This is a genomic window from Bacteroides sp. D1 (genome assembly GCF_000157095.2).
Taxonomy (GTDB): Bacteria; Bacteroidota; Bacteroidia; order Bacteroidales; family Bacteroidaceae; genus Bacteroides; species Bacteroides xylanisolvens.
Genome location: NZ_JH114331.1, coordinates 140,325 through 164,565, shown reverse-complemented (window position 1 = coordinate 164,565; position 24,241 = coordinate 140,325). Strand labels below are relative to the sequence as shown.

Below are 24,241 nucleotides of genomic sequence, written 5' to 3'. Positions count from 1 at the left end.
CTTGTTCTTAATTATTCGTAATTGATTTAGCACTGATTGAATTCCATTCTTTTTTTAGAATGGAATAAACACGGGTATCTTCATATTTCGGGGTGCCGTTAGGATTGTTTATAAATGTCACAAATTCCTTGAAGCATCCTTCGCGGCGCATACCAAGGCGTTCGCATAAGCGTTTGGAGCGAATATTGTCATCTTCCACAAATCCATAGATACGCCGTGCACCCGCCTCCCGAAAAAGATAATCCAACAATCCGATAACCGCTTCACGAGCTAATCCTTTGCCCTCAAAACGTTTGTTGAAATGCCAGCCCACATTGTAAGTATCTTCATTTTCACGCAAAACGAAAACATCACCGATTATAAAGTCCTCCTTTTTCAAACTCACTGCATAGCGTTGCATATCTTTTTGGGAATACTGCATATATACGAATGCCGCCTCTTCAGAACAAAGGCGGTCGGCGGCAAAGCAATTCACACGAGGATTTGAAAGATATTCCAAAAGTCCAACAACGTCTCTCTTTTGAAAGTCTCTGATTACAAGACGTTCTGTTTCAATTTTCATACACTTTTTTTTGAGATGCAAAATTATACCCCTATAAAAGTTCTTGCAATTCAAAGAGTATCGAAGCGGATAAATTAAAGTCCGAACTATCCAAACTGACAGTTAAGACCGAAAAAAGGATAATCTTTCAAGTGCAGATCGGTTTTAACAAATACAATGTGTATTTCACCAATAGTTATTATCGTTTCGATAGTAATTTTATCCGTTTCAGCCTGTTTATCCTATCAACCAAAGGAGTAAAGCCTTATCTTTGCCGAATCAAGAGTAACTTTGCACCCGATATGACCCAAGTGAAAATGAAAATAATGAGTTGGAAGAACGGCCTGTTGCTATCTGCCGTCTCCTATGTATTCTACCTTGTCATGTGGTTTATACTCGATGACAAGACCATCGACCAATTGCCGGGAATGACAATCGCTGATTACATGGTCGATTTTCTGCTGTGTATGCTTTTTACCTACATATCCTTAGGATTCTGTTTTCTGGTCTTCAGGGTATTGCCGTTCAGGACATCCTACGTGTGGGGAATGGTCTATGCATCCTGCCTAATGGCACTGAACAATATCGTTGCGTTCGGTATGATAACCTTGTTCAATTTCCTATGGGACGAAACCGACAACGGGCTTCTCGACGAACTCCTCAACATGAAAGGCGCATACACCTTTGCCATGATATCTACCTTCCTGTCAAGCGTCTATGCCAACTCCTTCTACCTTCAGTCTTACATCAAGGCGCGCGACGAGAAACAAGCACTCGAAATGGCGCTGATGAAGGAAAAAGAGATCGCCTTGCAGTCGCAACTCAACTCGCTGAAACTGCAAATCAACCCGCACTTCATGTTCAACAACTTCAACAACCTGCTGGAACTGATTAAGGAAGATACCGAGCTTGCCGGAAAATTCCTGAGTAACCTATCGAAAGTGTACCACCGATACATCATCACCAATCTGGACCGCAATCTGATACCCGTTGCCGACGAAATCAAGTTTCTTGATTCATACTTGTATTTGATGAAAGTACGCCACAACGAAGGGGTCATTGCAAAAGTAAGTCCGGGCGTCAGACAATGCAAAGGTTTTCTTCCTCCGGCTGTATTGCAGCTTCTTGTAGAAAACGCAATAAAACACAACAGCTTTTCATCTGAACATCCGTTGGTTATCAACATAAAGTTGTCCGATGATTACATAACCGTCTGCAACCTGAAACGACCTTTGATGTCCCCAATCGAATCAACCGGTTTAGGACTTAAAAATATCATAGAACGATATGCTTTACTTTGTGATAAAAAGGTCAAGATAGAGAATGCCGAAAACTTCTATTCGGTAAGTCTGCCCATCATAAAAAACATCAACCCTTATGAAAATACTGATTCTTGAAGACGAACAGCGCAATGCCAAACGCCTCATAAGGCTGCTGAACGATATTGACAGAACATTTATTGTTGAAGGTCCGCTTGCCAGCATCAAAGAAACAGTCGAATTCTTTCAATCTGGCAAAACCACAGACCTCATCCTTGCTGATATCCGGCTAACTGACGGTTTGAGTTTCGAGGCTCTTAAACATGCCCAGGCAACCGTTCCCATCATATTTACCACCGCATACGATGAATATGCAGTACAGGCATTCAAGTTCAACAGTTTTGACTATCTTCTGAAACCGCTGGATCCGGATGAACTTGAAGCGGCCATTGACAAGGCAGTCAAAGCCGGAAAGAATTATACCGACGAAAACTTGCAACAGCTTTTTGACGCCTTACAGAAGAGCAAGTTCCGTTATAGGGAGCGTTTCCTGCTTCCTTATCGTGACGGATATAAGACCGTGCGAGTTTCGGACATCAACCATATCGAAACAGAAAACAAGATTGTACATCTTCGTCTCAACAATGGCACTTCCGAAGTGGTCAATGTGTCAATGGATGAACTTGAACACCAACTGAACCCGGACTATTTCTTCCGGGCAAACCGCCAATATATCATCAATGTAGAGCACGTTTTGTTCCTCGGTAATTATTTTGGAGGAAAGTTGATTGTCCGTTTGAAAGGTTATCCGAAGACGGAAATACAAGTGAGCAAGGAAAAGGCGCAGAGGCTTAAAGAATGGATTGACAGGTAGACTATTCTTGCAAAAAGAGTATCAAATATATTTAGTTTGTAAATCAAGTATCTAGATTTCTATTTATCAGTTAGAAAGCCAGATACTTGATTCTACTATATTTTCATCCCTTTCAGTTAGTTCTTATTCTTAACAGATGTCCGACAATGACATGGTCGGCAATGAAGTTACCCGTCGGACTTCGTTCACTTGCCGAACTGCGAACCAAAGGGACATCCAGCTATACCATAGAATCATCCCGTCTTTGTTGCCACTTAGCCTCCATTTCTCTTGAAAGCTCCATTATCTCCCGGCTCAGCTTCACAAGGTCGATGGTGCACTCCTCCAGCTTGTAGAGCAACGCCATCGCCTTCTTCTCCGAGAAGTGGATGCGCAGCTCCTTGACGACCTGATTGTAGTTCGTGCCTATGCCACGGAACTGGGCATGGAAATCCGACAGCTTGGTGTAGTAGTCCACCAGCGTCTTGTCCACTTTCAGCACCTTGAACTTCTGTCCGAAGAAGTGCGCCTTGAGAAAGACGGCTTTCGCGTACACGTTAGATTCCTCGTACATCGTCAGGAATCTGTTCCATTCCACATCATCGAAGCGCACCATCACGCAGTGCGTCTTCGGGTTCAACTTGGGATTTCTCCCGTACTTGCTCTTCTTTTTCATACTTCTTATTTTTTCAATTTTATGGCTTGTCCATTGTTTAATCTTTGATTAATGAACCCCGAAATTATCCGACTGCGGAGGATAATTCTGCCCACGGCGGTGAAGGTGTTTTCAGTTACTTAGAATTATTCGGGTAACTGAAAATATATCTTGCTATGTCTTTGAAGACATAACAATCCTCCGCTTGTCGGATTGTTTTCCGAGTGTAATCACTCATCTTGGGTATCGGTTAAGCCGATGAAGTGTATTCACCAGCCTAACCGACTTTCTGTAATCCCGTCAGAGCTTGCGCCACTGCTCGATGTCGTTCCGATAGGTGTCGAGGTGCAGGCGGACGAGGTTTTCAATCAGCCCCGATGCGCTCATACCCTTTCCTCCGAGGAAGCGGACAACCCTGTCCAGTTCGTCACGCACCGTCTCGCTGACAAACACGGGCTTGCGGTTGATAATCTTGGGGACTTGGAGATAGGTGGCGCGGTACTCCTCCAGCGACAGCCTGCGCTGCTTGCTGCTGACACGCTTCTGCGGCATTGCTGTTTCCCCGACCGCCTCACTTGACGGTTCATCCGCCATAGCGGTCTCCGTTTCTTCCGTGACGGTCTTGCCGGGCTGTTCCGGCTCATCCGGCTCCAGGCCGATACGCCTGTAGATGTCATTCATCGACTTGGGAGTGTAGGATTCCCTGCGTCCCATCTTTTCCACGATTTCACGAGCCTGCTGCTCTGTAATGCTTGGTTCTCTCTTCATTGTAAAAAACAAATTGATTAAGTTATTAACTGTGGTCTTGGTAAGCACCTCGACCGATTATCGGGAGCAAAGTAAGATGCTTCAGTGCAGTCTGTCAAGCACTTGGGTTCTCTTAGGCAATTTTGTATGGTTTTGCTTTATGGTGATAGAAATAACGGTGCAGACTTCACCGTTTTGCCGGATGTATATAACCGAAAGGGAAAAAGGTTTAGTTACGGGTGATTTTGAATTAAGCTCTTATTTGGGCTGTGGTGTCCTTATTAAATATAGGAATTAAGGGCTAAGGACTGGGCGGATTGGGCAATCGGTGAACCATGCCTGTGCCAACCTCTACCACCCTGTGCCACTTGCTGCCAGACCAAATTGAATCCATTGCCGGATGCCGGATTATGTATTTCTTTGCGGGAGAAGGAATGATAGCCGCCAAAGGAAAAGTCGGTATCACGGACAATGACTACCGTATCAGCGCAACATGCTACCACTTCCGGGAAACCCATTGTCAAGTAACGGATTATACATTCCTTTGCGGCATAAGAAACAGTAACAACTAAAAAAAGACAATATGGAAATCGTATCAATCGAAAGAAAGACCTTTGAGGAGCTGGTCGCCAAGTTCGACCGCTTCGTCTGCCGTATGGATGCCATCTGCCATCGGCACGGCGAAAAGAAAATGAGCGAGTGGATGGATAATCAGGACGTATGCCGGATGCTCAATATCAGCCCACGAACCTTGCAGACGCTTCGGGACAATGGGACTTTGGCATACAGCCAAATCAACCACAAGACCTATTACCGTCCCGAAGATGTGCAACGTATCGTCTCCATCGTGGAGGACAGACGGAAGGAAGCAAAGTTCAAAGGCAGGACAATCTGATAACCGAATAGAGTAATGACAATAATTCCACTAAATCCAGAGTAATATGAACGAACTGATTAACAAAGACAACGAGTGGATAATCCACTTCATGGGCAGTCTTGACCGTCTGCTGGACAACGTAGAGCATCTGACTGCCAGCTACCGCCCGACACTGAACGGGGAGCGTTTCTTCACGGACAAGGAGGTGTCGGCACGGTTGAAAGTGAGCCGCCGAACACTTCAGGATTACCGCAACGAAGGGCGGATAGCCTACATTCAGTTGGGCGGCAAAATCCTCTACCGAGAGTCCGACATCGAAAGGATGCTGACTGACAGCTACCGTACCGCCTACCGACAGACGGCTATCTGATTTTCTTGAAAGAGCGCAGTTTGCCGTCTGCCCTATGTTTGCGACAGCAATGGTACAATAAAAAAGGAACGGCTTACGGATGAAGCATCAATGTTTAGCTTCGTCTGTAAGCCGTTCCTTCTCTTTCTTCTGATTTCCCGTCAGTCGCTTGTTTCCGTTGCCGGATGCCCAAAATGCGTGTGGTTGGCAGGGGCAAGGTTTTCGGGCTGAATACGCTCAACCCCGTTGAGGAAGATTCTGCCCGAAACGGCTATGCCGCCCGACCTTGCCAATGCTGTCAGAGCCACACGCTACCTTTGCATCCGTGCATCGGGAACAGGTGGCTGACGGGAAGAACCTCGACTATACCATAGGTTGCCATTCTTACCATAGGAAACAAACAATGTAACCGGGATTCCTTTCTTGGTGGTGCAGATTTCATTTATTACGAACCGCCTGAACAAAAGGGTCTCTTTGCTACATATTCTGAAAGCGATGGCTATAATCATTTCAAAATTATACACATCATAACTGATGCCGTCAGTTTGCTTGATATACTTCATCGTATCAGTTTCGTTCAACTCTTTGTTCTTGTAAATTGCCTGTATCATCTTGCGGATATTGCAAGAGAACACCCCGAACAGGTCGGCTATCTCGAACTGGGTCATCCACACTGGGGCTGTCGGTACGGTGACCGCTCCCATTTTACTGATTGTTATTATTTCTCTGCTCATAATCCCTTTATTTTATGATGATTATATACTGTTTTCTTTCTTTTCGCCAGCCGATATTTTCTTTCTTCGCTCCATCAGTTTGTCCATGTCTTTGGAGATTTTATCATCGGTTATCCGTGCATACCCCTGAGTAGTTCTGATGTTGGAATGTCCCATCATCTTGGCGATGCTCTCAATCGGTATATCCGCTGAAATCAGGAAAGTTCCGAAGCTGTGCCGACTTTGGTGATAGCTCAGATTTTCCTCCTTGCCTATGGCAACACCCATCTCGTGGATGTCAAACCAAAGTGAATCACGGCTTGGGAGAGGAAACACGGGCTTCTCATCATCGGTTGTGTTGTACAACGACAATATCTGTTCCGCTATGGGATGTAAGGGTATGAAAGCCTCCACCTTTGTCTTCTTGCGGTTGATGCGGATATACCGTCTGCCCTCCGCATTCGTCCCGATATGATGGGGATGAAGAAGTTTGATGTCCACATACGCCAGTCCCGTCAGGGTCGAGAAGATGAAAGCCCGTCTTGCCAGTTCCATACGCTTGTCATACATCGGGGTGGAAAGTATCTTTTTGAACTCATCGCGGCTGATGTACCTGTGCCTTGCCTCCGGCTTCGGTTCATACTCCAAGTCCTCGCAGGGGTTCACACGGATAATCTCCTTATCGACTGCCAAATACAATAAACGATTAAGCCAGCACATACATTTGTTGGTTTGGGAAGAGCTGAAATTCTTGCACTTCTTCAGGAAAGCTTTATAGGACTTGCCAAAATCCTCCGTCACTTCTTCAAGAGGAATTTCCTTTTTCCCGATTGACGCTATAAAGTCCGTCAGGTATTTCTGATAATACATGGAGTGACGGTAGGAAGAAGTGGAATCTATTTCCTCGGAATGTTTCTTCAACCGCTCCCGTTCCCATTCACCCATTTGCAATAAGGTAGTCGGATGGATATTATTCAGGGAAATATGGTTCTTCAACATTTCCGCACTGACCACTCCTTGCGATTTAAGTATCTCGGTATAGGCTTCCTCAGTCAGACGCAGGTATTCCCGTAAGCGGTTGTTCTCCCTGACGGTCTTTATCTCATTCTTCCTGCCGTTCCAGTCTTCGGGGCGGCAATAGATACCTGTGCTTATGGCGGTCTGCTTGCCGTCAATGGTTATACGGCAGAGTACGGCGGTCGTACCGTCAGCCCTCACCTTGCTGCGGTTAATATATGGCAATAATGAAAATGTGCTTCGCATATTGTTGTTGGATTTATAGGGTTAGTTTGAAATCTTGTGTCGCCTCTATGAACTTGTCCATATCCTCGAAGAGTTTTTTCGGACTGACACGGGCATATACTTGAGTGGTGGAAATGTCGGAATGTCCCAGCATCCGGCTGATGGTCTCAATCGGCACACCCGCTTCGAGCGTTATCAGCGAGGCGAAACTATGCCTCGCCTGATGATAGCACAAATCATCCTTGATGCCAGCCAATGCCGCCAACGCCTTCATGTGTCTTCTAAGATTAGGCCAGCGTAGTAAAGGGAACAATGTGTCCCTGTCCTCACTGTGATACTTTTCAATCAGTGCAATCGCTTCGGGAAGCAACTTCACGCTTGCCCGATGTTCGTTCTTCTTCCTGCGGTATTTCAGCCACAACGCTCCGTTATCGTCCGTGTACAAGTTCTCATCGGTAATGGATATCACATCCGCATACGAGACCCCGGTATAACACCCGAAGAGAAACATATCCCTTGCCAGTATGTGAGATTTACGATGCGGTTCAATTTCCACATCACGGATTTTCTCGAACGATTCACGGCTCAATGCCCGTGGGGTTTTATCCGACTGCTTGGGCAGGGTGAAATGCTGGAAATGGATTTTGTCTGCATAGCCTTCCTTATAAGCCAGACGGCATATTTTTTTCAGTATGGCAAGGTGATGTCGGACAGTATCTATTGCATAACCCTTATTCTCCATAGCGAAAACCTGATAGTCATGGATGAACTGTTCCGTAAGCTGCCCAAATGCTAAATCCTTGACCTTGTACTGATGCCCAATGAACTCACCAAGTGTCAGACGCATATAATGATAAGTCGAGTAAGAAGTTTTCGCACGGTCAATACCAATACGGGCTTTGAGGTCGTCACAGACAACATCAGTCATTCGCATGAGTGTCATCTGCGTTTCCATACTTCCTTGAAAATGATTCTTCACATCGGTGGCATCGAAATCCATTTTACGGCTCACAAGGTTGTCAAAGGCGTTGTTTACCGCCAACAACAGTTTCTCAATCTTGGTGTTGGTTTCCACCGCCTCCTTGCTCTTGCCATTCAGACGGCTTTCACAGGGATTCCACAGTTCGGGAGGGCATGACAGCTTGCATCCGAACTGCGCCATCGTGCGGTTGACGGTAATGCGTCCCATGATGGGAGCCTTGCCCGACTTGTCCAGTCCGCTCTTTTTGAGGTAGAGCAGCACCTTGAATTTTTCTACTTTCATACGCTTATATTTTTAAGTGCAAATTTACTTGCCATATAAGCGTCCCTTGATGCGCAAAACACTGTGTATTAACGCAAACAAAACGGTGGGGATTTCTTTTCATCGCTTTCCGTTACCTGTTCCCGTTTCGGTAACTGCCCGGCTAACGGTTTGGTAACTGAACAACCTCAATATTCCGTTGTCGTTTGCATTTTTTCAACTTCGCAAAATACCGAAATATCGCTTATTCCTAACGGTTTACGTTTAATCTATACCTGTTCGCTGTTGCTTGCTTTGCCGTGTATATTCCACATGGCCCGCCACACGTTCGCAACGACAATCACCCTGCAACATGAAATCCCACTCGAAACCGTATCAAAAATGCTGGGACATACCAAAATCACAACGACACAGGTATATGCACGAGTAGTCGATACGAAGGTAATGCGCGATATGGCAACACTCAAAGATATGTATTCACATAAAGAAGATAAATCACCCAATAATAAAGCCGCAAACGAATGAAAGCAACCGTAATTATCAATCAGGAAGAACTGGAACTGAAAGCTATCGACAGCATGATAGCGTATGAGAAAAGCTTCATCACCTATTCAGAAATGAAGAAGGCGGTTAGTGATGCGTTGCGGCATTATGGCAGCAGGGAAGGACACCGGAAAATTGTCCTGAAAGGGTGGATTATAAAGACGATCTACGCTCTCGACAGTAACCAACTGAAGGACCTCGACCGGATTACTTTTGAATACCTGAATGAACATTAATCACTTGAATGAATATTAACCATATAAAAAGCAGAATTATGAAAACAGAAACCAACAGCATGAGAATCGTGAAACCTGAAAAGACAGATACAGCCGGAACTCCCCAACAGGAAAAAGACCCTGAAAAATCGAAATACAAGCCCGTTACGCCCGTTATGCTTGACACCGTGCCCGAAGATGCTGTATTCATCCGATCGGCCGATGTATGCAAGCTGCTCAACATCAGCAACTCGACATTGAGAAACCTGCGCGCGGAGCGAGCTATCCCGTTCTATAAACTGGGTGGGACTTTCCTATACAGCAAAGAAGAAATCATGAATTACCTGGCATCTAATTACAGCAGAAGAATATGAGCAAGAACGGATTTTCCTATTACAAAGCGGAAACAGACCGCTTTCAGGACATCAAAATAAAACGCCTGAAAAAGAAATACGGGTGCGACGGCTATGCCGTATACCAATATGCATTGAACGAAATCTACCGTGTCGACGGTTCGTATATCCGCTGGACAGAAGATCAGCTTTTCGACTGTGCCGACTATTGGGGCATGAACGAGGAACGGGTGAAAGAGATCGTAGACTATTGCGCTGAAATCTGCCTGTTTGACCCCGTCGTGTGGAAGATGAAATGTATTCTCACCTCCCGGGCCATTCAAAGCCGATATATAGACATCTGCAAGCTGGCGAAGAAGAAAATGTATATCCCGCTGGATATTCTTCTCGTAGAACCGGAGCAGCCCATAAAGGAACCCGTCACTATGCCTCTGTTTGAAGCTGCGACAGCCGCGGAACCGACCGGGCAAAACATACCGGACGTGTCGGTGTCACCGACAACAGTAGAACCTACTTTCGAGAAACTTCCGGAAGATTTCCAGAACTTTCCGGAAACTTCTGGAAACCTTCCGGAAAAAATCGACAAAGAAAAGAAAAGCAAAGAAAAAGAAAACAAAGAAAAGTCCTCCTCTATCCCCCTACCGACTATCGGAGAACTCACGGAGGAGGAAGCGAGAGCTTTGCTTTCTTCCACTCCGTTGGGGAGAAACAAGCCTGAAACGACCATTGCAACAGGTGGCAATACTGCTTCCACAACTACCGGGAAACGCCCGCCACAAGTGGAGGCGGCGGCGCACGAACAAAAGCCACGCAATCCCAAAGGGCTGATAGAGGCCCTAAGCCCTTACAATCTTTCCCCCCGGGAACTTGAGGAGGTGCTCAAACTGTCCGGACACGGCGAAATAGGAAATCCCGTATGGCAAATTCTAGGCGAAATGCATGGAAACAAACGCCTGCGGATGCCCCGGTTGTTCCTGTTGAAGCGGCTACGGGATGCCGTGGGGGTGATAGCGGACAGCAGTCACGGAGATGACGAAATAAAAAACAAATCGGCTTCATAGCCTCACAAAAAGCAACAACGATGAGCGAAAACAAAAAAGCAACCGACACGCCGCTCTACTACCCCCGCAAAATGCGTACAGGGTGGTGCGTGGCGCACGAAGTGACAGCCGCAGGCATCACTATCGAGAGATACGGAATACACTGCCAGACGTATGCGGAAGCATACCGGCGGGCGGAAGTGATGAACCGGAAACAACAGGTGGAAACGGAAGCGGGGCGCGAAGGAACACAAGTCGGAGAAACCATCGGTTCGCTGGAACCGTCCGCCTCCGATGGCGAGAAAGGGGGTGAACGATCATGAGCGAAAAAGTAAGCACCATCACGCTACGGTTGACTGCCGAGGAAGTCACGCAGCTTGAAATTTTGAAGAATCTTACAGGAAAGCGAACGGCCAGCGAAGCAATCAAACACGTTGTGCAGGAGTACCCCCGTTTCTGTACCCACTACAAGCAGGAAGCGAAGGAACACGGAGAACTGAAACGAAGGTACCAGGAGCAAGGCGAAGCCGTGCGGGGTTTTCTGTCGGCACTCGACAGGTTGGAGAAAGCGGGCAGGGAGAAAGAGTAGGGGAAACGATTGCTAGCAAAATACGCTCCGGAAGATCTTGGCCAATGAAATATTTGCTAGCAGATGTTTCCGGATCGTGTGCTCGAGCTGCGTAAAAGTGCTAGCGGATTCTTCCGGATCGTGTGCTACAGATCGGGAATAATGCTAGCAACAGTTTCATCCTGGAAGAATCCGGCTGCCGGATTCTGCTAGCGGATTCTTGTTCCCGGTTCGTTCCGGAGCAACTAATTTGCTAGCAATTAACGGGGATATCAAGTTGATGGAGCCGGGATCCCGACAGGTATGTGATAGCAAGTGAAGGTAATAGGCAAGTGCCGAACCAAGCGGATTACTTTCGCGAGCGACTTATCGTCTGACTACTCACCGTGCCGCCGTGTGGTTCGTGGCAATGCGTGCAGCGGGAATACCGCCGCCCACACAGCCCCGTCCCCCGCAGCAGCACTCCGTCAGTGTTTAATCGGAACATTCCTTCACCGGCAGCGTTTCTCGGACGTTCAGTGTTTCTGTGCACCGTGCCGCTTTCCTTGCTTTCCCGTAGCTGCCCAATGGGCGCAAAGAAAGCCGCCCTCTGACAGTGTTTCTATGGAACGTTCTTGGGGGAAGTCTTCCCAAAAGTTACTCCTGTGTGTAACAGTCGAGGCTGGCAAAGTGGGTGATTACGGAAGTTACTACCGCCTGACGCATACGGCTCCGGCTTCCGCTCACACCCCGGCACAGCCGGACTACAAGCGACAGCCTATGCGGTGGAAACCCTTGCGGAAGGGTATCCCCTGCGGAACGGGTGACAGCTGTGATGCCCGGTGCGGTTTCGCTCCGCCCGGCACTTGCTGCCGGGACTAAGGCGAGAATCCGCCACCTCTTTTCGGCTGACTATAGGAACGGAAGTGTCAGTCAGGAGTGCAGCCCTGCGGTGCGGGGTTCCCGGGTTTACGGTTGAGCGGGTTTGTATTGTGGAAGTAAGCACCCTTCGCCGTCCTTCGGGCGCGTGCAGACGTGATGCTGCGTGCGCCGTGACAGCAATTGTTTTCCTTCCGCCTTCCTTTTTGGGGGACACCCAAAAAGAGACCGGCAGAAAAACAAAGGGGTAGCGATATTCAACATAACGGGTCATTATGCCCGCACGCCTTGCCATTCAGGCAAGTCGGGTGCATAATGCGTGGTTATGTTTAATATGGATTGTTTTATTTTTCCGCCCCCAGGCGAAAAAAGCCATGCGGAGTGGAAACGCCACCACTATGGCGGCAAGCCGCCACCCCGACCACCGCCCCTTAGTTACTTCTGCCAGTCCCGAGCCGTGCGGTTTTCTGATCTGTTGCGGGTGCTTCCTGCGGGTTGCGCCTGGCGGCGTGCCCGGCTGACTGTTTACGCCTTTCGGAACATTGGAAATTCCCGGCGGTCGGCTTCGCCGTCCGCTCCATGAAGCGGGGCGAAGCGCCCCGCCGAAAAGTGCAAATAACAAATCCGTGACAATCGGGCAAATGTCACAAAATAAAATAGTAAAAAACGTAAGTTCTTAAAACTTATATTAAACAGAATAGAAATGAAAGAATCACATACAGGTATTGGTATCTGCCGTTGCTACCAATGCCGAATGAAAAAAAAAGAACTGCAGCACATCGGGACGTAAATCGCTCAAACGGGCAATCAACAAGTTTCGCCGCAAGCAATTGAAGTTAGACAAAGTAACCAGGCACAATCACTTCGGCGAATATTGGGCCTAAGACTAATACATGCTTTTATCCGCCCCACACTGCACAGGAACACATTTTTTCCTTTTTTCATCTACCTCTCCAAGGGCATGGATGAACGGCAGACAAGAAATTTCAGATAAAAATACCGCACGACGTAGGAGCGCAGGATATTTTTATCTGAAATAGCGTAGCGGTTCTTGACTGACGGACGGCCGTGACCTATCTTTGTAGAAGAAAAGAGGAAAAATACGCTGTAAAACAGCAAACTTATCATTTATCCTTTCCCGTCACTTTATAGATAATTGCGTTTCTGTCTGTGTCATTCTGTTTATTTACGGATAGAACCATACGGGAATAAAACGTAAAAACCCCGAAAACAGTCGGAACGGAAGTAAAAACGTACTTGAAACCCTTCGAGATGTTTTCAAAAATTCATCAGACGTTTTTTTTATTTCGTCAGACGTTTTTCGAAAAACTCCTGATGTTTTTTATGAGGCTTTCAGAAGCATATTCCGTTCACCAAATACCCGCAAATGAAAAGCCCGGTGAAATGATTTCTCATTCATCGGGCTTTTTCTTTGACTGGTTTGTGATGTGCGAAACGATGATAATTAAGCTGCCGGGTCCGGAGCTTCTCCGCCGCCTTCGTCAGGTTTCGGGTCTGGTTTCTCGTCTCCGCCTTCTTCATTCGCTGCGCTTGCTCCTGCTTTTGAGAAAGAATACATTGCAACGGCTTCTTTGATTTCCGTAGAAGGAACGTAGATGACACGTGCTTTCTTGACGCTGTTTGCGCCGCACTTGCTGGCATCCTCGGTGCCTTTACCGGAAACGGAAGGACGGAATGAACCGAGATCTCCCAGGCGGACGGGTGAACCGTTTGCGAGGTTGCGCTTGATAACGACCATCAATGCGTCAAGAACTGCCTTGATGTCAGAGCCGGTCAGTGTACAACGGTCTGCGATCTGGTCAACGATTTGTTTTTGTTTCATTTCTGGAGCGAGCACTACCTGCGCATAGTATTTTGCTGCAGCGGCTTTGTCCTGCGGATTCTTGCGCAAAGCGGGTTTGATTGTAATTGCCATGTTAATTAGTGTTTTAATGATTAATAATGTTGCAAATCTACATATACGTGCGTGGGCGTGCGGACGTATGTTCTTATCTGTGATGATACGTGTTTCATCATACGATTATGTACATGAAAAAAGGGCTGCGGTTTGTATTCCGCAGCCCTCCAAACAGGGGTTTTCACTCCGATCGTAAAGTTTACTCCTTAATCGTTTCTCTTTTCATCGTCTTTCACGGGACTGTCTGCCCCGGTGAGCCAAACAAAAATTTTACCGATAACTTTCAATACCTTCAACGTCGTTCTCCAAAATGGTTTCATAATGACCTCCTTTTTAATTGTTTCCCGCAAAGGTAGGGGAAATGAAGAATGAAGAATGATGAATGAAGAATTGGCTGCGCTTTCATACATTTACATCTGCATAGTAATTCTTCATTCATCATTCTTCATTCATCATTCTTCATTAAATACCCGTATTCGACGGAGACACAGAAGCAGGGGCATTGTTTGATGTACTCGCAGGGTTCTATGGTACCGTTGTGGTTGAGGTCGGGCGAGAGGTCGCGGTGACCGCAAATCTTTGCTCCGTGGTAGGTGAGCAGCAGGAAGCGGAGAAGGGTTTCAAGGCTTTGTTTTTGTGCGTCGGTGCGGGTATCGGCGGCATGTCCGGAAGCGTCCAGGCCTCCTTCGTAGGCAACTCCTATCGACGGAGTGTTGTAGCCTTTGGCGTGGGCGCCGACATGGGTGATGTCGCGCATGTGATGTATTGTTCCGTCTTTGGTGATGTAATAGTGATAGCCACATTCGGCAAAGCCTTGGCGTTTGTGCATGGAGTCGAGGGCTTCCGGGGTGAGGTTGCTTGTACAACGGGATGCGGTGCAGTGCACCACAATCAGGGTGATGTTTCTTTGTTTAATCATTGTTTTTTGTGGGTGATTATGTGGATGATTTTTAGTTGTGTATTCTTGTTCTACCCCCCTTCCGTCCCCCTTTGGGGGAGACGCTTGTCGGGGGAAGTGCTCTTCCCCCTTGCCGCAGGGCGTTCCCCTAGCAAAGAGGGTTCGGGCTGTAGCCGTAGGAGCTGCTGCGCTAGGGCTTAAAAGGGTGAGCCGAAAGAGATGGTTATCAGTTCCTTTTGTTTGGGGGTGAGGATGCGGTTACTTAACTGGTAGTTTGTTTCCTGCAATGCTTCGAGTAGTTCGGAATCGTCCTTTATCCACTGTTTGAGGCGGATAGAAGCGGATGCAGGTGCTATATTCGGGAAATAGAGAACGGCCAGTTCTTTGAAACCGTAGCTACGGTTGGTCAAACTTTGGCAGTTGTTTTGTTGGTGCATGTTGGTATACATAATTATAGTGTTGGTTTACAGATGTAAAGATAGGCTTTTTAGTGGCTGGTTGTTACCTGTATACTTGGTAGATATAGTTATATATGTTTGTTGGCAGAGGAAATTTGTGATATTCGGGCAATTGTCACAAATTTCTTTTGTCCGTAACTTTTCGGCGGGGCGTCTGCCCCGCTTCGTGAAGCGGACGGCGAAGCCGACCGCCGGGAATCTCCGATATTCTGCAAAGACTGTCCGCAGGGTGCAAACAGTCAGCCGGGCACGCCGCAAGGCGAAGTCCGCAGGAACAGGAAACCCGCAAGATGTCGGAAACCCTGCAGGGAACCGGGATAGGCAGGGGTAACTAAGGGGTGGTGGTCGGGGTGGCGTTTACATTCCGCAGGGCGCAGTCCGCAAGGGTGAACATTAAACGGAGTAACTTTATGCTCGTTCCTGAAACAACAGAAAAGCCCGCAAACAGCAGGAATATTTGGAAGATGCTGTTATGTTGAATTAAAGCACAAAATCCGGAACGGTTTTGTGACTAATTAAACATAATTGCTCTTCCGGATTTCCTGCGCAAAAGCTGCACTCCATCAGAAAAACCGGAAGAACACGGCGCAAGCAGCATCACGTCAGCATGGCGGCGGAAGCTTGCGCCGCCTCCTATCCAAACAGACAAACCCGCTCAATCATAAAACACGGGAACCTCGCACCGCATGGCTGCACTCCTGACTAACAGCCCGTTCCTATAGTCAGACGAAAAGAGGTAGCGGATTCTCGCTTTAGTCCCGGCGTTAGTGCCGGGCGGAGCGAAACCGCACCGGGCATCGCAGCTATCACCCGTGCCGCAAGGGCTTACATTCCGCTAAGGATATCATCCGAAAGGGTCCCCATCGCATAGGGTGCTGCTTCCTTTGCTGTATTCGGCAAGTGAGGGAGCGGCAACCGGAGCCGTATATAAGACGGGAGTAACTTCTGCTATCGTCCGCAAGGGTGTCCACCGCATAGGCTGTCGCCTGTGGTCCGGCTGTGCCGGGGTGTGGGCGGGAGCCGGAGCTGAATGCATCAGGCGGTAGTAACTTCTGTAATCACCCACTTGGCAAGCCTCGACTATTATACACCGGAGTAACTTTAAAGAAACTTTCCCCAAGAATCTCCCATAGAAACACTGCCGTAGGGCGGCTTTCTTTGCGCCAGTCCGACGGCTACGGGAAAGCAAGGAAAGCGGCACGGTGCACAGAAACACTGAACGTCCGAGAAACGCTGCCGGTGAAGGAATGTTCCGATTAAACACTGACGGAGTGCTGCTGTGGGGAGCGGGGCTGTGTGGGCGGCGGTATTCCCGCTGCACGCATTGCCACGAACCACACGGCGGCACGGTGAGCAGTCAGACGAAAAGTTTCAAGCATGACTTTTTTCCAGTTTGCTAGCACATACCTGGCAGGATCCCGGCTTCATCAACCTGTTATCCCCTGCCAACTGCTAGCAGAATCCGGCAGCCGGCTTCTTCCAGGACGAAACATTTGCTAGCACTATTCCCGAGCTGCAGCAGCTGATCCGGAAAAATCTGATAGCAAATCTTTCCTACTGCAGCCGATGTGAGTTATACAGCCATCGGTTCCTCTTTGATAATCGAGATTTCCAGTGCGTTTTCAATCTTGGTCAAAGTTTCGAGTGAAAGGTTCTCCCGTCCTCTCAACACCTTTGAGATGTATTGCGGGCTGCAATTCATTTTTTCAGCCAATTGCTTTTGGCTCATTCCTAATTCTTCCATCCTGTCCAGCATCAGCATGGCAATATTTTGCGAATGTCGGAGCCAAGACTTGTTTGTTTCAAGGAAGTCAAACAGCTCACGCCATTTCGAAGGCGTTGGAGAAGCATGTTCTTCAAGCCTTTGTGCGATAGATTTCATACGATTTTCCATATCATTCCTCCCAAATTATAATTCACTAATATACTCTATAAACCCTTCGTCATCAATAATTCCTTCTTCCAGCAGGTAGCGCCGGACTTTGTCTATTTTCACAAGTTCCTGCCTGGTGTGCTCTCTTTCCTGCATCGTAGCCGTCAGCTTGATGGCGCCTCCGGTGATGATGTAGTTGCCTTGAATCAATTTGATAGCGTATAGCCGGAGCCACGACGAGTGACCGTATTTACGTTTTAACCGGGCCTTTTCTTTTTGCAGCATCACATCCGAAGCCTGGTTGTTGTCCAGCGGACGGAATATCTTGCTTAAATCGGTTTCCGGGGAGATGTCCATTATGATGTATCGAAGGCGTTCACTATCTTCAATAGTATCGCTGATAGCTTCTTTTATATCCGTTATTTTAAAATAGGCGTTCAAGTCGTCAATGTTCTCCTTGAAGAAAGTGCGTAGCCAAACCACGTCGGCCCAGTTGTTGAACACCTTATAAAATTCGTTATCATCCTCGCCTTCAAAGTGTACAGCCCATAATTTTCTGTCTCCAGTAATGTCGTCAAATGTCATATCTCCTTGTTTTATAGTAAGACAAAGATACGCAAAAGTAACGAGATAATAAACTTATAGGTTGATTATTTAGCAAGAAAAATGTTTTATTTAGTTGGTTTAGTGGTTGTATGGTAGATGGTGGTGTCTGTGTCCCAGTCATTAATTTCATCATTCGTGTTTATTTGCAGACTGTCAATGAGAGTTTTTTGATGAGTTATTTCCGGTTGTTCGCAGCCTCCTATCAGTTGTATAATGAATATTATTCCTGCTATAACGATTCCTGCTATAGTGTTATTGATAACATTTCTTTTTAAGCCTTTAATATAAGAATTCTGATACCTTTTATTTTGCATAATTTATATTTTTTACGCTGTGAAGTTAATAAATTAAATGCGATATTTATCATTATTTGTCACTTTAATTAGGTTTATCCGATTAAAAACGATACCTTTGTATTACAAATAAGAGTTCATTGATTTAGATAAAAAAAGGAGTTCGTGACTTAGTCGGTGGCTAATTCGGTGGCATTGACTAAAATGAAGGCTCTGTAAATAACTGATAATAAGTGCGAAATAGCCAAAATGTTTTACGGCTATCAGCCGCACAAAAAATAAACTAGAAGCCTTCAAGATACTATCTTGGAGGCTTTTTAATTGGTTAGACATGAATAAACATCAACTTTGCTGCATCGGTCACATCACATTAGACAAAGTAGTCACTCCCCAAAACACTGTCTATATGCCAGGAGGAACGGCTTTTTATTGTTCACATGCCATCCGCCATTTTAACGACATCGATTACGCTTTAGTAACAGCAGTTGGTGCCACTGAAATGAACGTTGTGGAGCAACTACGTGAAATGGGTATTCATATAACCGCCTTGCCAAGCAAATATTCCGTATACTTTGAGAATATCTATGGCGCCAATCCGGACGACCGTACTCAACGTGTATTAGCGAAAGCCGATCCGTTCACTGCCGGTCAGCTGAAAGATATAGATGCGCAAATCTACCATCTCGGCTCTCTGCTGGCAGACGACTTCTCGTTGGAAGTAATCAAAGAACTATCTCAAAAAGGGTTGATTGCAGTAGACTCACAAGGCTATTTACGTGAAGTGCGTGACACTCACGTCTATCCGGTGGATTGGACAGATAAGCGGGAGGCTCTGCAATATATCCATTTCCTGAAAGTCAACGAGCACGAGATGGAAGTGCTGACAGGCCTTTCTGATCCGCATGAAGCTGCCCGCCAATTACATGAATGGGGCGTGAAAGAAGTGCTTGTCACCTTGGGAAGCATGGGATCACTTATTTTCGACGGAAAAGACTTCTATCGTATTCCGGTATATAAACCCAAAGAAGTGGTAGATGCAACAGGGTGTGGAGACACTTACACCATCGGGTATCTATACCAACGGGTATCGGGTGCCGGCATCGAAGAAGCAGGACGTTTTGCAGCCGCCATGTCAACTCTAAAAATAGAGAAATCAGGTCCTTTCAATGGCAGCAAAGAAGATGTCATTCAATGTATGACCACTGCGGAACAGATGTTTTAAAACAGGAAATCATAAAACGAACAACGTATACATAGGATATACCTCCCCCAACGGGTAATCCTCATCCCATTATTCAGGCACGAACAACACCGGTTCGTGCCTGACTTTTTTCAACAGTCACCTCTCTTTTAGTGTTAAAATCAACCATTCCCTCTTTTTTCCAAAATCTTTTTTGAATTTCGTTTGTTTCCTTTGTTACTCTTGCCAAAAGACGGCAGAAAAAAGACTTCAACCTAAATAATAACAAATGGAAAAATTTAATGCAATGAGGACTAGACTTTTACAACATCTTCAGAAAAAAGCCATCAGGTCAAAGAGCATCATGACGCTTGTTTGCCTGCTACTGGCCTCTGCATCAGCCTTTGCACAGACAAAGACGGTGACAGGAACAGTGACGGACGCTGCCAATGAACCATTGATCGGCGCATCGGTACTCGTACAAGGAACTTCCACCGGAACCATCACGGATATGGACGGTAAATATTCAATCTCTGTCACACCGGAGGACGTACTGGCATTTTCATACGTGGGGATGACTTCGCAAACCATTAAAGTGGGGACACAGAACGTCATCAATGTCACTTTAAAAGAAGATTCACAAGTACTAGCCGAAACAGTCGTTATCGGATACGGTAGTGCAAAGAAAAGAGACTTGACAGGTTCTATCACCAATATCAAAGGAGAAGAGTTAGCCAACAAACCGGCAATGAATCCGCTGTCTTCCCTGCAGGGAAAGGTAGCAGGTGTGCAGATTGTCAACTCCGGCCGGGCCGGATCTGATCCGGAAATACGTATTCGCGGAACAAACTCCATCAACGGATATAAACCGCTGTACATTGTCGACGGATTATTCAATGACAACATCAATTTCCTGAATCCGGAGGACATCGAATCCATGGAAATCCTGAAAGACCCGTCATCTCTGGCTATCTTCGGTGTTCGCGGTGCGAATGGTGTTATCATCATTACCACAAAGAAAGCCAAAGAGGGACAGACACTAGTCAATATTAATACTTCTTTCGGTTTCAAGAAAGTGGTAGATAAAGTGAAACTGGTGAATGGTTCACAATTCAAGGAACTATATAACGAACAGCTTGCCAATCAGAAAGATGACCCTTTCGATTATACCGGCTGGGATGCCAATACCGACTGGCAAGACGAAATTTTCCAGACTGCTTTCATTACAAACAATAACATCAGTATTACAGGGGCTTCGCCCAAACATAGTTTCTATCTGGGTGTAGGCTACTCTTACGAACAAGGCAACATCGAGCATGAGAAATTCAGTAAGGTAACCATCAACGCAAGTAATGATTATAAGATTACGGACTTTTTGAAAGTCGGTTTCCAATTCAACGGTGCACGTATGCTTCCTGCTGATTCCAAACAGGTATTGAATGCCCTGCGTGCAACTCCTATCGCTCCGGTGTATAACAACGAATACGGATTATATACGGCTCTGCCCGAATTCCAGAAAGCGCAGATCAACAACCCGATGGTAGACGTCGAATTAAAAGCAAATACTACCAAAGCGGAGAACTACCGGGCATCCGGTAACATTTATGGTGAGGTAGACTTCCTGAAACATTTCACGTTCAAAGCAATGTTCTCCATGGATTATGCGTCGAACAACGGACGGACGTATACACCGATCGTAAAAGTATACGATGCCGCTGTCAACGGAGGGATCTCTACTTTGGGAACAGGCAAGACCGAGGTCAGCCAGTTTAAAGAGAATGAAACAAAAGTTCAGAGCGACTACCTGTTGACATACACCAACAGCTTTGATAATGGAAATCATAACCTGACAGCTACTGCCGGTTTTACTACCTATTATAATTCGTTGAGCCGATTGGACGGAGCACGCAAGCAGGGGGTCGGACTGGTTATTCCGGATAATCCGGACAAATGGTTTGTCAGCATCGGCGATGCGGCTACCGCTACCAATGGAAGTACTCAATGGGAACGCAGTACATTATCCGTACTTGCACGTGTGATCTACAACTATAAAGGTAAATACTTGTTCAACGGATCTTTCCGCCGGGATGGTTCTTCCGCTTTCTCCTACACAGGTAATGAATGGCAGAACTTCTTCTCACTGGGTGGAGGTTGGTTGATGTCTGAAGAAGAATTTATGAAAGACATCAAATGGCTGGATATGTTGAAAATCAAAGCATCTTACGGTACGTTAGGAAACCAGAACCTGGATAAAGCCTATCCTGCCGAACCCTTATTGACCAATGCTTATTCGGCCGTATTCGGTAAACCGTCCATCATTTATCCCGGATACCAGCTTGCCTATCTTCCTAATCCTAACCTGCGTTGGGAAAAAGTAGAAGCCTGGGAAGCCGGATTTGAAACGAACCTGCTTCGCAACCGCTTGCATTTTGAGGGTGTTTACTATAAGAAGAATACCAAAGATTTGTTAGCCGAAGTTCCCGGAATTTCCGGAACTATCCCCGGTATCGGTAACTTGGGAGAGATCCAGAATAAAGGAGTGGAAATGGCTGTCACCTGGCGCGATCAGATTGGTGATTGGGGATATTCCGTCAGTGCCAACCTGACTACTATCAAGAATGAGGTAAAAAGTCTTGTTCAGGAAGGATACTCCATCATTGCCGGAGATAAGCAGCAAAGTTACACAATGGCAGGTTATCCTATCGGATATTTCTATGGTTACAAAGTGGCAGGCGTTTATCAGTCACAAGCGGATATTGACGCATCACCCAAAAATACACTGGCTACCGTTACCCCCGGTGACCTGAAGTTCGCCGATGTGAACGGTGACGGAGAAATCACCCCGGAAGACCGTACCATGATAGGCAACCCGACTCCAAAGGTAACTTACGGTTTCTCTCTTGGAGTAGACTACAAGAATTGGTCGTTAGGCATCGACATGATGGGACAAGGCGGAAACAAGATTTTCCGTACATGGGATAACTACAATTTTGCCCAGTTCAACTACCTGGAACAACGTTTGGACCGCTGGCACGGAGAAGGTACGTCCAACACCCAACCGTTGCTGAACACCAAACATTCTATCAATAACTTGAATTCCGACTATTACATTGAGAACGGTAGTTTCTTCCGTATCCGCAACGTACAGTTAGCGTATACGTTCGACAAGAGCTTAATTGCCAAAATACGTCTGCAAGCCCTGAAAGTCTATGTCAACATACAGAACCTGAAGACATGGAAACATAATACCGGATATACTCCCGAACTTGGAGGAACCGCCACCGCATTCGGAGTAGATAACGGCAGTTATCCTGTACCTGCAGTCTATACCTTCGGTATCAACCTAACATTCTAGTGGCAAGGTGCCACTGCCAGTTTTCCATGCGGAACACAACTTTAATCTTTAAAACTATCATTATATGAAACTGAATAAATATATATTTGCAGCCCTTATTACTTCAACTACATTATTTCTAGGCAGCTGTAGTGACTTTCTGGATCGTAGTCCACAAGGACAGTTTACGGAAGATGATAATCCGAACGCTCTGGTCAACGGTAAGATTTATAATGTCTATACGATGATGCGTAACTATAATGTGACAGCCGGTCCTCCTGCTTTTGCCATCCACTGTTTCCGTTCGGAAGATTCGGAAAAAGGAAGTATTGCCAGCGATGGCTCTGATGTAGCCGAAATGTATGATGATTTTGTGTATACACCGACCAACGGCCTACTGGGTGCTTATTGGGGACAGAATTATGCCATCATCTACCAATGTAATGAGATTCTTGATGCCATTGCAGAAAAAGAAACAGCCGGACAAACAGAAACTGAAGACATCATCAATAAGGGAGAAGCCTCTTTCTTCCGCGCTTATTGCTACTTCAATCTGGTAAGAGCTTTCGGCGAAGTTCCTTTGGTGACTTACAAAATCAACGACGCTTCGGAAGCCAATATCCCGAAGACAACCGCTGATAAAATCTATGAGCAGATTGACAAAGACCTGAAAACAGCAGAAGAGTCATTGCCGGAAACATGGAGCAGCGAATACACCGGACGACTGACTTGGGGAGCTGCCCGTTCCTTACACGCGCGTACTTATATGATGCGCAACGACTGGAACAATATGTACACAGCCTCCACCGATGTCATCAAAAAGGGGCTCTACAACTTAAAGACTCCGTATAATGAGATTTTCACGGATGATGGTGAAAATAACGGAGGTTCCATATTCGAGTTGCAATGTACAGCTACTGCCGCTCTTCCTCAAAGTACCGTTATCGGTAGCCAGTTCTGTGAAGTACAAGGTGTACGCGGAGCAGGTCAATGGGACTTGGGCTGGGGATGGCACATGGCAACAGAATACATGGCGGAAGCATACGAACAGGGTGATCCACGCAAAAACTCCACCCTACTCTACTTCCGCCACTCGGACAGCGATCCTATCACTCCGGAAAATACCAACGAGCCATACGGTGAATCTCCGGTTTCTCCGGCAATAGGTGCTTACTTTAACAAGAAAGCCTATACCGACCCGGCTTTGCGTAAAGAATATACCAACAAAGGATTCTGGGTAAACATTCGTCTGATCCGCTACGCAGATGTACTGCTGATGGGAGCCGAATCAGCTAATGAAAAAGGTATTCCGGGTGAAGCAATCGACTATTTGGAACAAGTACGCGCACGCGCCAGAGGCACCAATACCAATATATTACCTAAAGTGACGACTACCGATCAGGGAGAATTGCGTGAAGCCATCCGCCACGAACGCCGTGTGGAATTAGGGTTGGAATTCGACCGTTTCTATGACCTCGTTCGTTGGGGCATTGCAAAAGAAGTGTTGCACGCAGCCGGTAAAACCAATTATCAGGACAAAAACGCACTGCTTCCACTGCCGCAGACAGAGATCGACAAGTCTAAAGGAGTGTTAGTACAGAACCCCGACTACCAATAAGAAAGTT

General features: G+C 46.5%; 31 protein-coding genes. 16 read left to right on the top strand and 15 right to left on the bottom strand.

All coding sequences use genetic code 11. The annotated features are described in order from the left end of the window. Window positions 1-7 precede the first annotated feature (7 nt). A complete protein-coding gene (locus tag BSAG_RS20745; RefSeq protein WP_004312627.1) occupies window positions 8-562 on the bottom strand; it encodes a GNAT family N-acetyltransferase in 555 nt (184 codons plus the stop codon). 281 nt (window positions 563-843) lie between these two features. On the opposite strand from BSAG_RS20745, the gene BSAG_RS20750 reads away from it, so the two are divergent. Beyond that, entirely contained in the window at window positions 844-1,938 is a 1,095-nt protein-coding gene (locus BSAG_RS20750; protein ID WP_008770396.1) for a sensor histidine kinase, read from the top strand. After that, window positions 1,919-2,674 carry a LytR/AlgR family response regulator transcription factor gene (locus BSAG_RS20755; protein WP_004312625.1) on the top strand — a complete coding sequence of 252 codons (756 nt, stop codon included), beginning with the start codon at window positions 1,919-1,921 and terminating at the stop codon, window positions 2,672-2,674. Before BSAG_RS20750 ends, BSAG_RS20755 begins: the two co-directional genes overlap by 20 nt. A 220-nt stretch (window positions 2,675-2,894) precedes the next feature. Here the strand turns inward: BSAG_RS20755 and mobA are convergent, their stop codons facing one another. From mobA to BSAG_RS20770, 3 genes are all read right to left on the bottom strand, one after another. Continuing rightward, entirely contained in the window at window positions 2,895-3,329 is a 435-nt protein-coding gene (mobA, locus tag BSAG_RS20760) for a conjugal transfer protein MobA (protein WP_004312624.1), read from the bottom strand. Between the two features lie 279 nt (window positions 3,330-3,608). After that, a complete protein-coding gene (locus BSAG_RS20765; protein ID WP_004312623.1) occupies window positions 3,609-4,076 on the bottom strand; it encodes a DUF3408 domain-containing protein in 468 nt (155 codons plus the stop codon). Between the two features lie 260 nt (window positions 4,077-4,336). Next, window positions 4,337-4,573 (bottom strand): hypothetical protein, encoded by a 237-nt coding sequence (locus BSAG_RS20770; RefSeq protein WP_005822095.1) that lies wholly within the window; start codon window positions 4,571-4,573, stop codon window positions 4,337-4,339. 65 nt (window positions 4,574-4,638) lie between these two features. Here BSAG_RS20770 and BSAG_RS20775 point away from each other — a divergent pair, with 65 nt between their 5' ends. Further along, a complete protein-coding gene (locus tag BSAG_RS20775) occupies window positions 4,639-4,950 on the top strand; it encodes a helix-turn-helix domain-containing protein (RefSeq protein ID WP_004312622.1) in 312 nt (103 codons plus the stop codon). A 46-nt stretch (window positions 4,951-4,996) separates the two neighbouring features. Beyond that, the gene (locus BSAG_RS20780) at window positions 4,997-5,302 is read left to right on the top strand and encodes a helix-turn-helix domain-containing protein (RefSeq protein WP_005822096.1); all 306 of its coding nucleotides are present in this window, start codon (window positions 4,997-4,999) and stop codon (window positions 5,300-5,302) included. Window positions 5,303-5,442: 140 nt separating this feature from the next. On the opposite strand, the gene BSAG_RS25140 is transcribed toward BSAG_RS20780, so the two are convergent. Genes BSAG_RS25140 through BSAG_RS20795 form a run of 4 tightly spaced genes read right to left on the bottom strand, consistent with a single transcriptional unit; the run spans window position 5,443 to window position 8,500 of the window. Next, window positions 5,443-5,589 (bottom strand): hypothetical protein, encoded by a 147-nt coding sequence (locus tag BSAG_RS25140; protein ID WP_008770397.1) that lies wholly within the window; start codon window positions 5,587-5,589, stop codon window positions 5,443-5,445. Between the two features lie 3 nt (window positions 5,590-5,592). Continuing rightward, window positions 5,593-6,015, bottom strand: coding sequence for a hypothetical protein (locus BSAG_RS20785; protein WP_004313907.1), 423 nt, complete (start codon window positions 6,013-6,015; stop codon window positions 5,593-5,595). Window positions 6,016-6,036: 21 nt separating this feature from the next. Then, entirely contained in the window at window positions 6,037-7,257 is a 1,221-nt protein-coding gene (locus tag BSAG_RS20790) for a site-specific integrase (RefSeq protein WP_004313906.1), read from the bottom strand. Between the two features lie 13 nt (window positions 7,258-7,270). Beyond that, window positions 7,271-8,500, bottom strand: a complete 1,230-nt coding sequence (locus BSAG_RS20795) for a site-specific integrase (RefSeq protein ID WP_004313905.1) — start codon at window positions 8,498-8,500, stop codon at window positions 7,271-7,273. Window positions 8,501-8,650: 150 nt separating this feature from the next. Between BSAG_RS20795 and BSAG_RS0222515 the strand changes: the two genes are divergently transcribed. The 7 genes from BSAG_RS0222515 to BSAG_RS25415 all read left to right on the top strand — a co-directional run bounded on the left by BSAG_RS0222515 (window position 8,651) and on the right by BSAG_RS25415 (window position 12,059). Continuing rightward, window positions 8,651-9,004 (top strand): tyrosine-type recombinase/integrase, encoded by a 354-nt coding sequence (locus tag BSAG_RS0222515; protein ID WP_008770398.1) that lies wholly within the window; start codon window positions 8,651-8,653, stop codon window positions 9,002-9,004. Next, window positions 9,001-9,258 carry a hypothetical protein gene (locus BSAG_RS20800; protein ID WP_004313901.1) on the top strand — a complete coding sequence of 86 codons (258 nt, stop codon included), beginning with the start codon at window positions 9,001-9,003 and terminating at the stop codon, window positions 9,256-9,258. Before BSAG_RS0222515 ends, BSAG_RS20800 begins: the two co-directional genes overlap by 4 nt. A 38-nt stretch (window positions 9,259-9,296) precedes the next feature. Continuing rightward, window positions 9,297-9,611 carry a helix-turn-helix domain-containing protein gene (locus tag BSAG_RS20805; protein WP_004313899.1) on the top strand — a complete coding sequence of 105 codons (315 nt, stop codon included), beginning with the start codon at window positions 9,297-9,299 and terminating at the stop codon, window positions 9,609-9,611. Further along, on the top strand, window positions 9,608-10,651 hold the full coding sequence (locus BSAG_RS20810) for a DUF4373 domain-containing protein (protein WP_004313897.1): 1,044 nt from the start codon (window positions 9,608-9,610) through the stop codon (window positions 10,649-10,651). Before BSAG_RS20805 ends, BSAG_RS20810 begins: the two co-directional genes overlap by 4 nt. A gap of 20 nt (window positions 10,652-10,671) precedes the next feature. After that, window positions 10,672-10,953: a hypothetical protein gene (locus BSAG_RS20815; protein ID WP_004313895.1), complete on the top strand. Its 282-nt coding sequence runs from the start codon at window positions 10,672-10,674 to the stop codon at window positions 10,951-10,953. Beyond that, window positions 10,950-11,219: a hypothetical protein gene (locus BSAG_RS20820; protein WP_004313893.1), complete on the top strand. Its 270-nt coding sequence runs from the start codon at window positions 10,950-10,952 to the stop codon at window positions 11,217-11,219. The genes BSAG_RS20815 and BSAG_RS20820 overlap by 4 nt, the downstream gene beginning before the upstream one ends. Before the next feature lie 294 nt (window positions 11,220-11,513). Continuing rightward, entirely contained in the window at window positions 11,514-12,059 is a 546-nt protein-coding gene (locus BSAG_RS25415; protein ID WP_232286450.1) for a hypothetical protein, read from the top strand. A gap of 1,462 nt (window positions 12,060-13,521) precedes the next feature. Here the strand turns inward: BSAG_RS25415 and BSAG_RS20825 are convergent. The 3 genes from BSAG_RS20825 to BSAG_RS20835 all read right to left on the bottom strand — a co-directional run bounded on the left by BSAG_RS20825 (window position 13,522) and on the right by BSAG_RS20835 (window position 15,321). Next, window positions 13,522-13,992 (bottom strand): HU family DNA-binding protein, encoded by a 471-nt coding sequence (locus BSAG_RS20825; protein WP_004313890.1) that lies wholly within the window; start codon window positions 13,990-13,992, stop codon window positions 13,522-13,524. Window positions 13,993-14,419: 427 nt separating this feature from the next. Beyond that, window positions 14,420-14,893 (bottom strand): N-acetylmuramoyl-L-alanine amidase, encoded by a 474-nt coding sequence (locus tag BSAG_RS20830; protein WP_004313887.1) that lies wholly within the window; start codon window positions 14,891-14,893, stop codon window positions 14,420-14,422. 176 nt (window positions 14,894-15,069) lie between these two features. Next, complete coding sequence (locus tag BSAG_RS20835) at window positions 15,070-15,321, bottom strand: DUF4248 domain-containing protein (RefSeq protein ID WP_004313884.1); 252 nt, start codon at window positions 15,319-15,321, stop codon at window positions 15,070-15,072. A 106-nt stretch (window positions 15,322-15,427) separates the two neighbouring features. On the opposite strand from BSAG_RS20835, the gene BSAG_RS23780 reads away from it, so the two are divergent. Beyond that, window positions 15,428-15,661 (top strand): hypothetical protein, encoded by a 234-nt coding sequence (locus BSAG_RS23780; RefSeq protein WP_004313883.1) that lies wholly within the window; start codon window positions 15,428-15,430, stop codon window positions 15,659-15,661. Between the two features lie 513 nt (window positions 15,662-16,174). Here the strand turns inward: BSAG_RS23780 and BSAG_RS25130 are convergent. Beyond that, window positions 16,175-16,396: a hypothetical protein gene (locus BSAG_RS25130; RefSeq protein ID WP_165450649.1), complete on the bottom strand. Its 222-nt coding sequence runs from the start codon at window positions 16,394-16,396 to the stop codon at window positions 16,175-16,177. A 136-nt stretch (window positions 16,397-16,532) separates the two neighbouring features. On the opposite strand from BSAG_RS25130, the gene BSAG_RS25125 reads away from it, so the two are divergent. Then, window positions 16,533-16,730, top strand: coding sequence for a hypothetical protein (locus BSAG_RS25125; protein ID WP_198138841.1), 198 nt, complete (start codon window positions 16,533-16,535; stop codon window positions 16,728-16,730). 173 nt (window positions 16,731-16,903) lie between these two features. Here the strand turns inward: BSAG_RS25125 and BSAG_RS20840 are convergent, their stop codons facing one another. The 3 genes from BSAG_RS20840 to BSAG_RS20850 all read right to left on the bottom strand — a co-directional run bounded on the left by BSAG_RS20840 (window position 16,904) and on the right by BSAG_RS20850 (window position 18,123). Continuing rightward, on the bottom strand, window positions 16,904-17,224 hold the full coding sequence (locus tag BSAG_RS20840) for a helix-turn-helix domain-containing protein (protein WP_008770400.1): 321 nt from the start codon (window positions 17,222-17,224) through the stop codon (window positions 16,904-16,906). 15 nt (window positions 17,225-17,239) lie between these two features. Next, the gene (locus tag BSAG_RS20845; RefSeq protein WP_004313882.1) at window positions 17,240-17,788 is read right to left on the bottom strand and encodes a hypothetical protein; all 549 of its coding nucleotides are present in this window, start codon (window positions 17,786-17,788) and stop codon (window positions 17,240-17,242) included. Window positions 17,789-17,874: 86 nt separating this feature from the next. After that, the gene (locus BSAG_RS20850) at window positions 17,875-18,123 is read right to left on the bottom strand and encodes a hypothetical protein (protein ID WP_008770401.1); all 249 of its coding nucleotides are present in this window, start codon (window positions 18,121-18,123) and stop codon (window positions 17,875-17,877) included. A 310-nt stretch (window positions 18,124-18,433) separates the two neighbouring features. Here BSAG_RS20850 and BSAG_RS20855 point away from each other — a divergent pair, with 310 nt between their 5' ends. From BSAG_RS20855 to BSAG_RS20865, 3 genes are all read left to right on the top strand, one after another. Next, on the top strand, window positions 18,434-19,324 hold the full coding sequence (locus BSAG_RS20855) for a carbohydrate kinase family protein (protein ID WP_004313881.1): 891 nt from the start codon (window positions 18,434-18,436) through the stop codon (window positions 19,322-19,324). A gap of 247 nt (window positions 19,325-19,571) precedes the next feature. Next, window positions 19,572-22,637, top strand: a complete 3,066-nt coding sequence (locus BSAG_RS20860; protein WP_008770402.1) for a SusC/RagA family TonB-linked outer membrane protein — start codon at window positions 19,572-19,574, stop codon at window positions 22,635-22,637. A 64-nt stretch (window positions 22,638-22,701) separates the two neighbouring features. Next, window positions 22,702-24,234 carry a RagB/SusD family nutrient uptake outer membrane protein gene (locus BSAG_RS20865; protein WP_004313879.1) on the top strand — a complete coding sequence of 511 codons (1,533 nt, stop codon included), beginning with the start codon at window positions 22,702-22,704 and terminating at the stop codon, window positions 24,232-24,234. The last annotated feature ends 7 nt before the right edge of the window (window positions 24,235-24,241 follow it).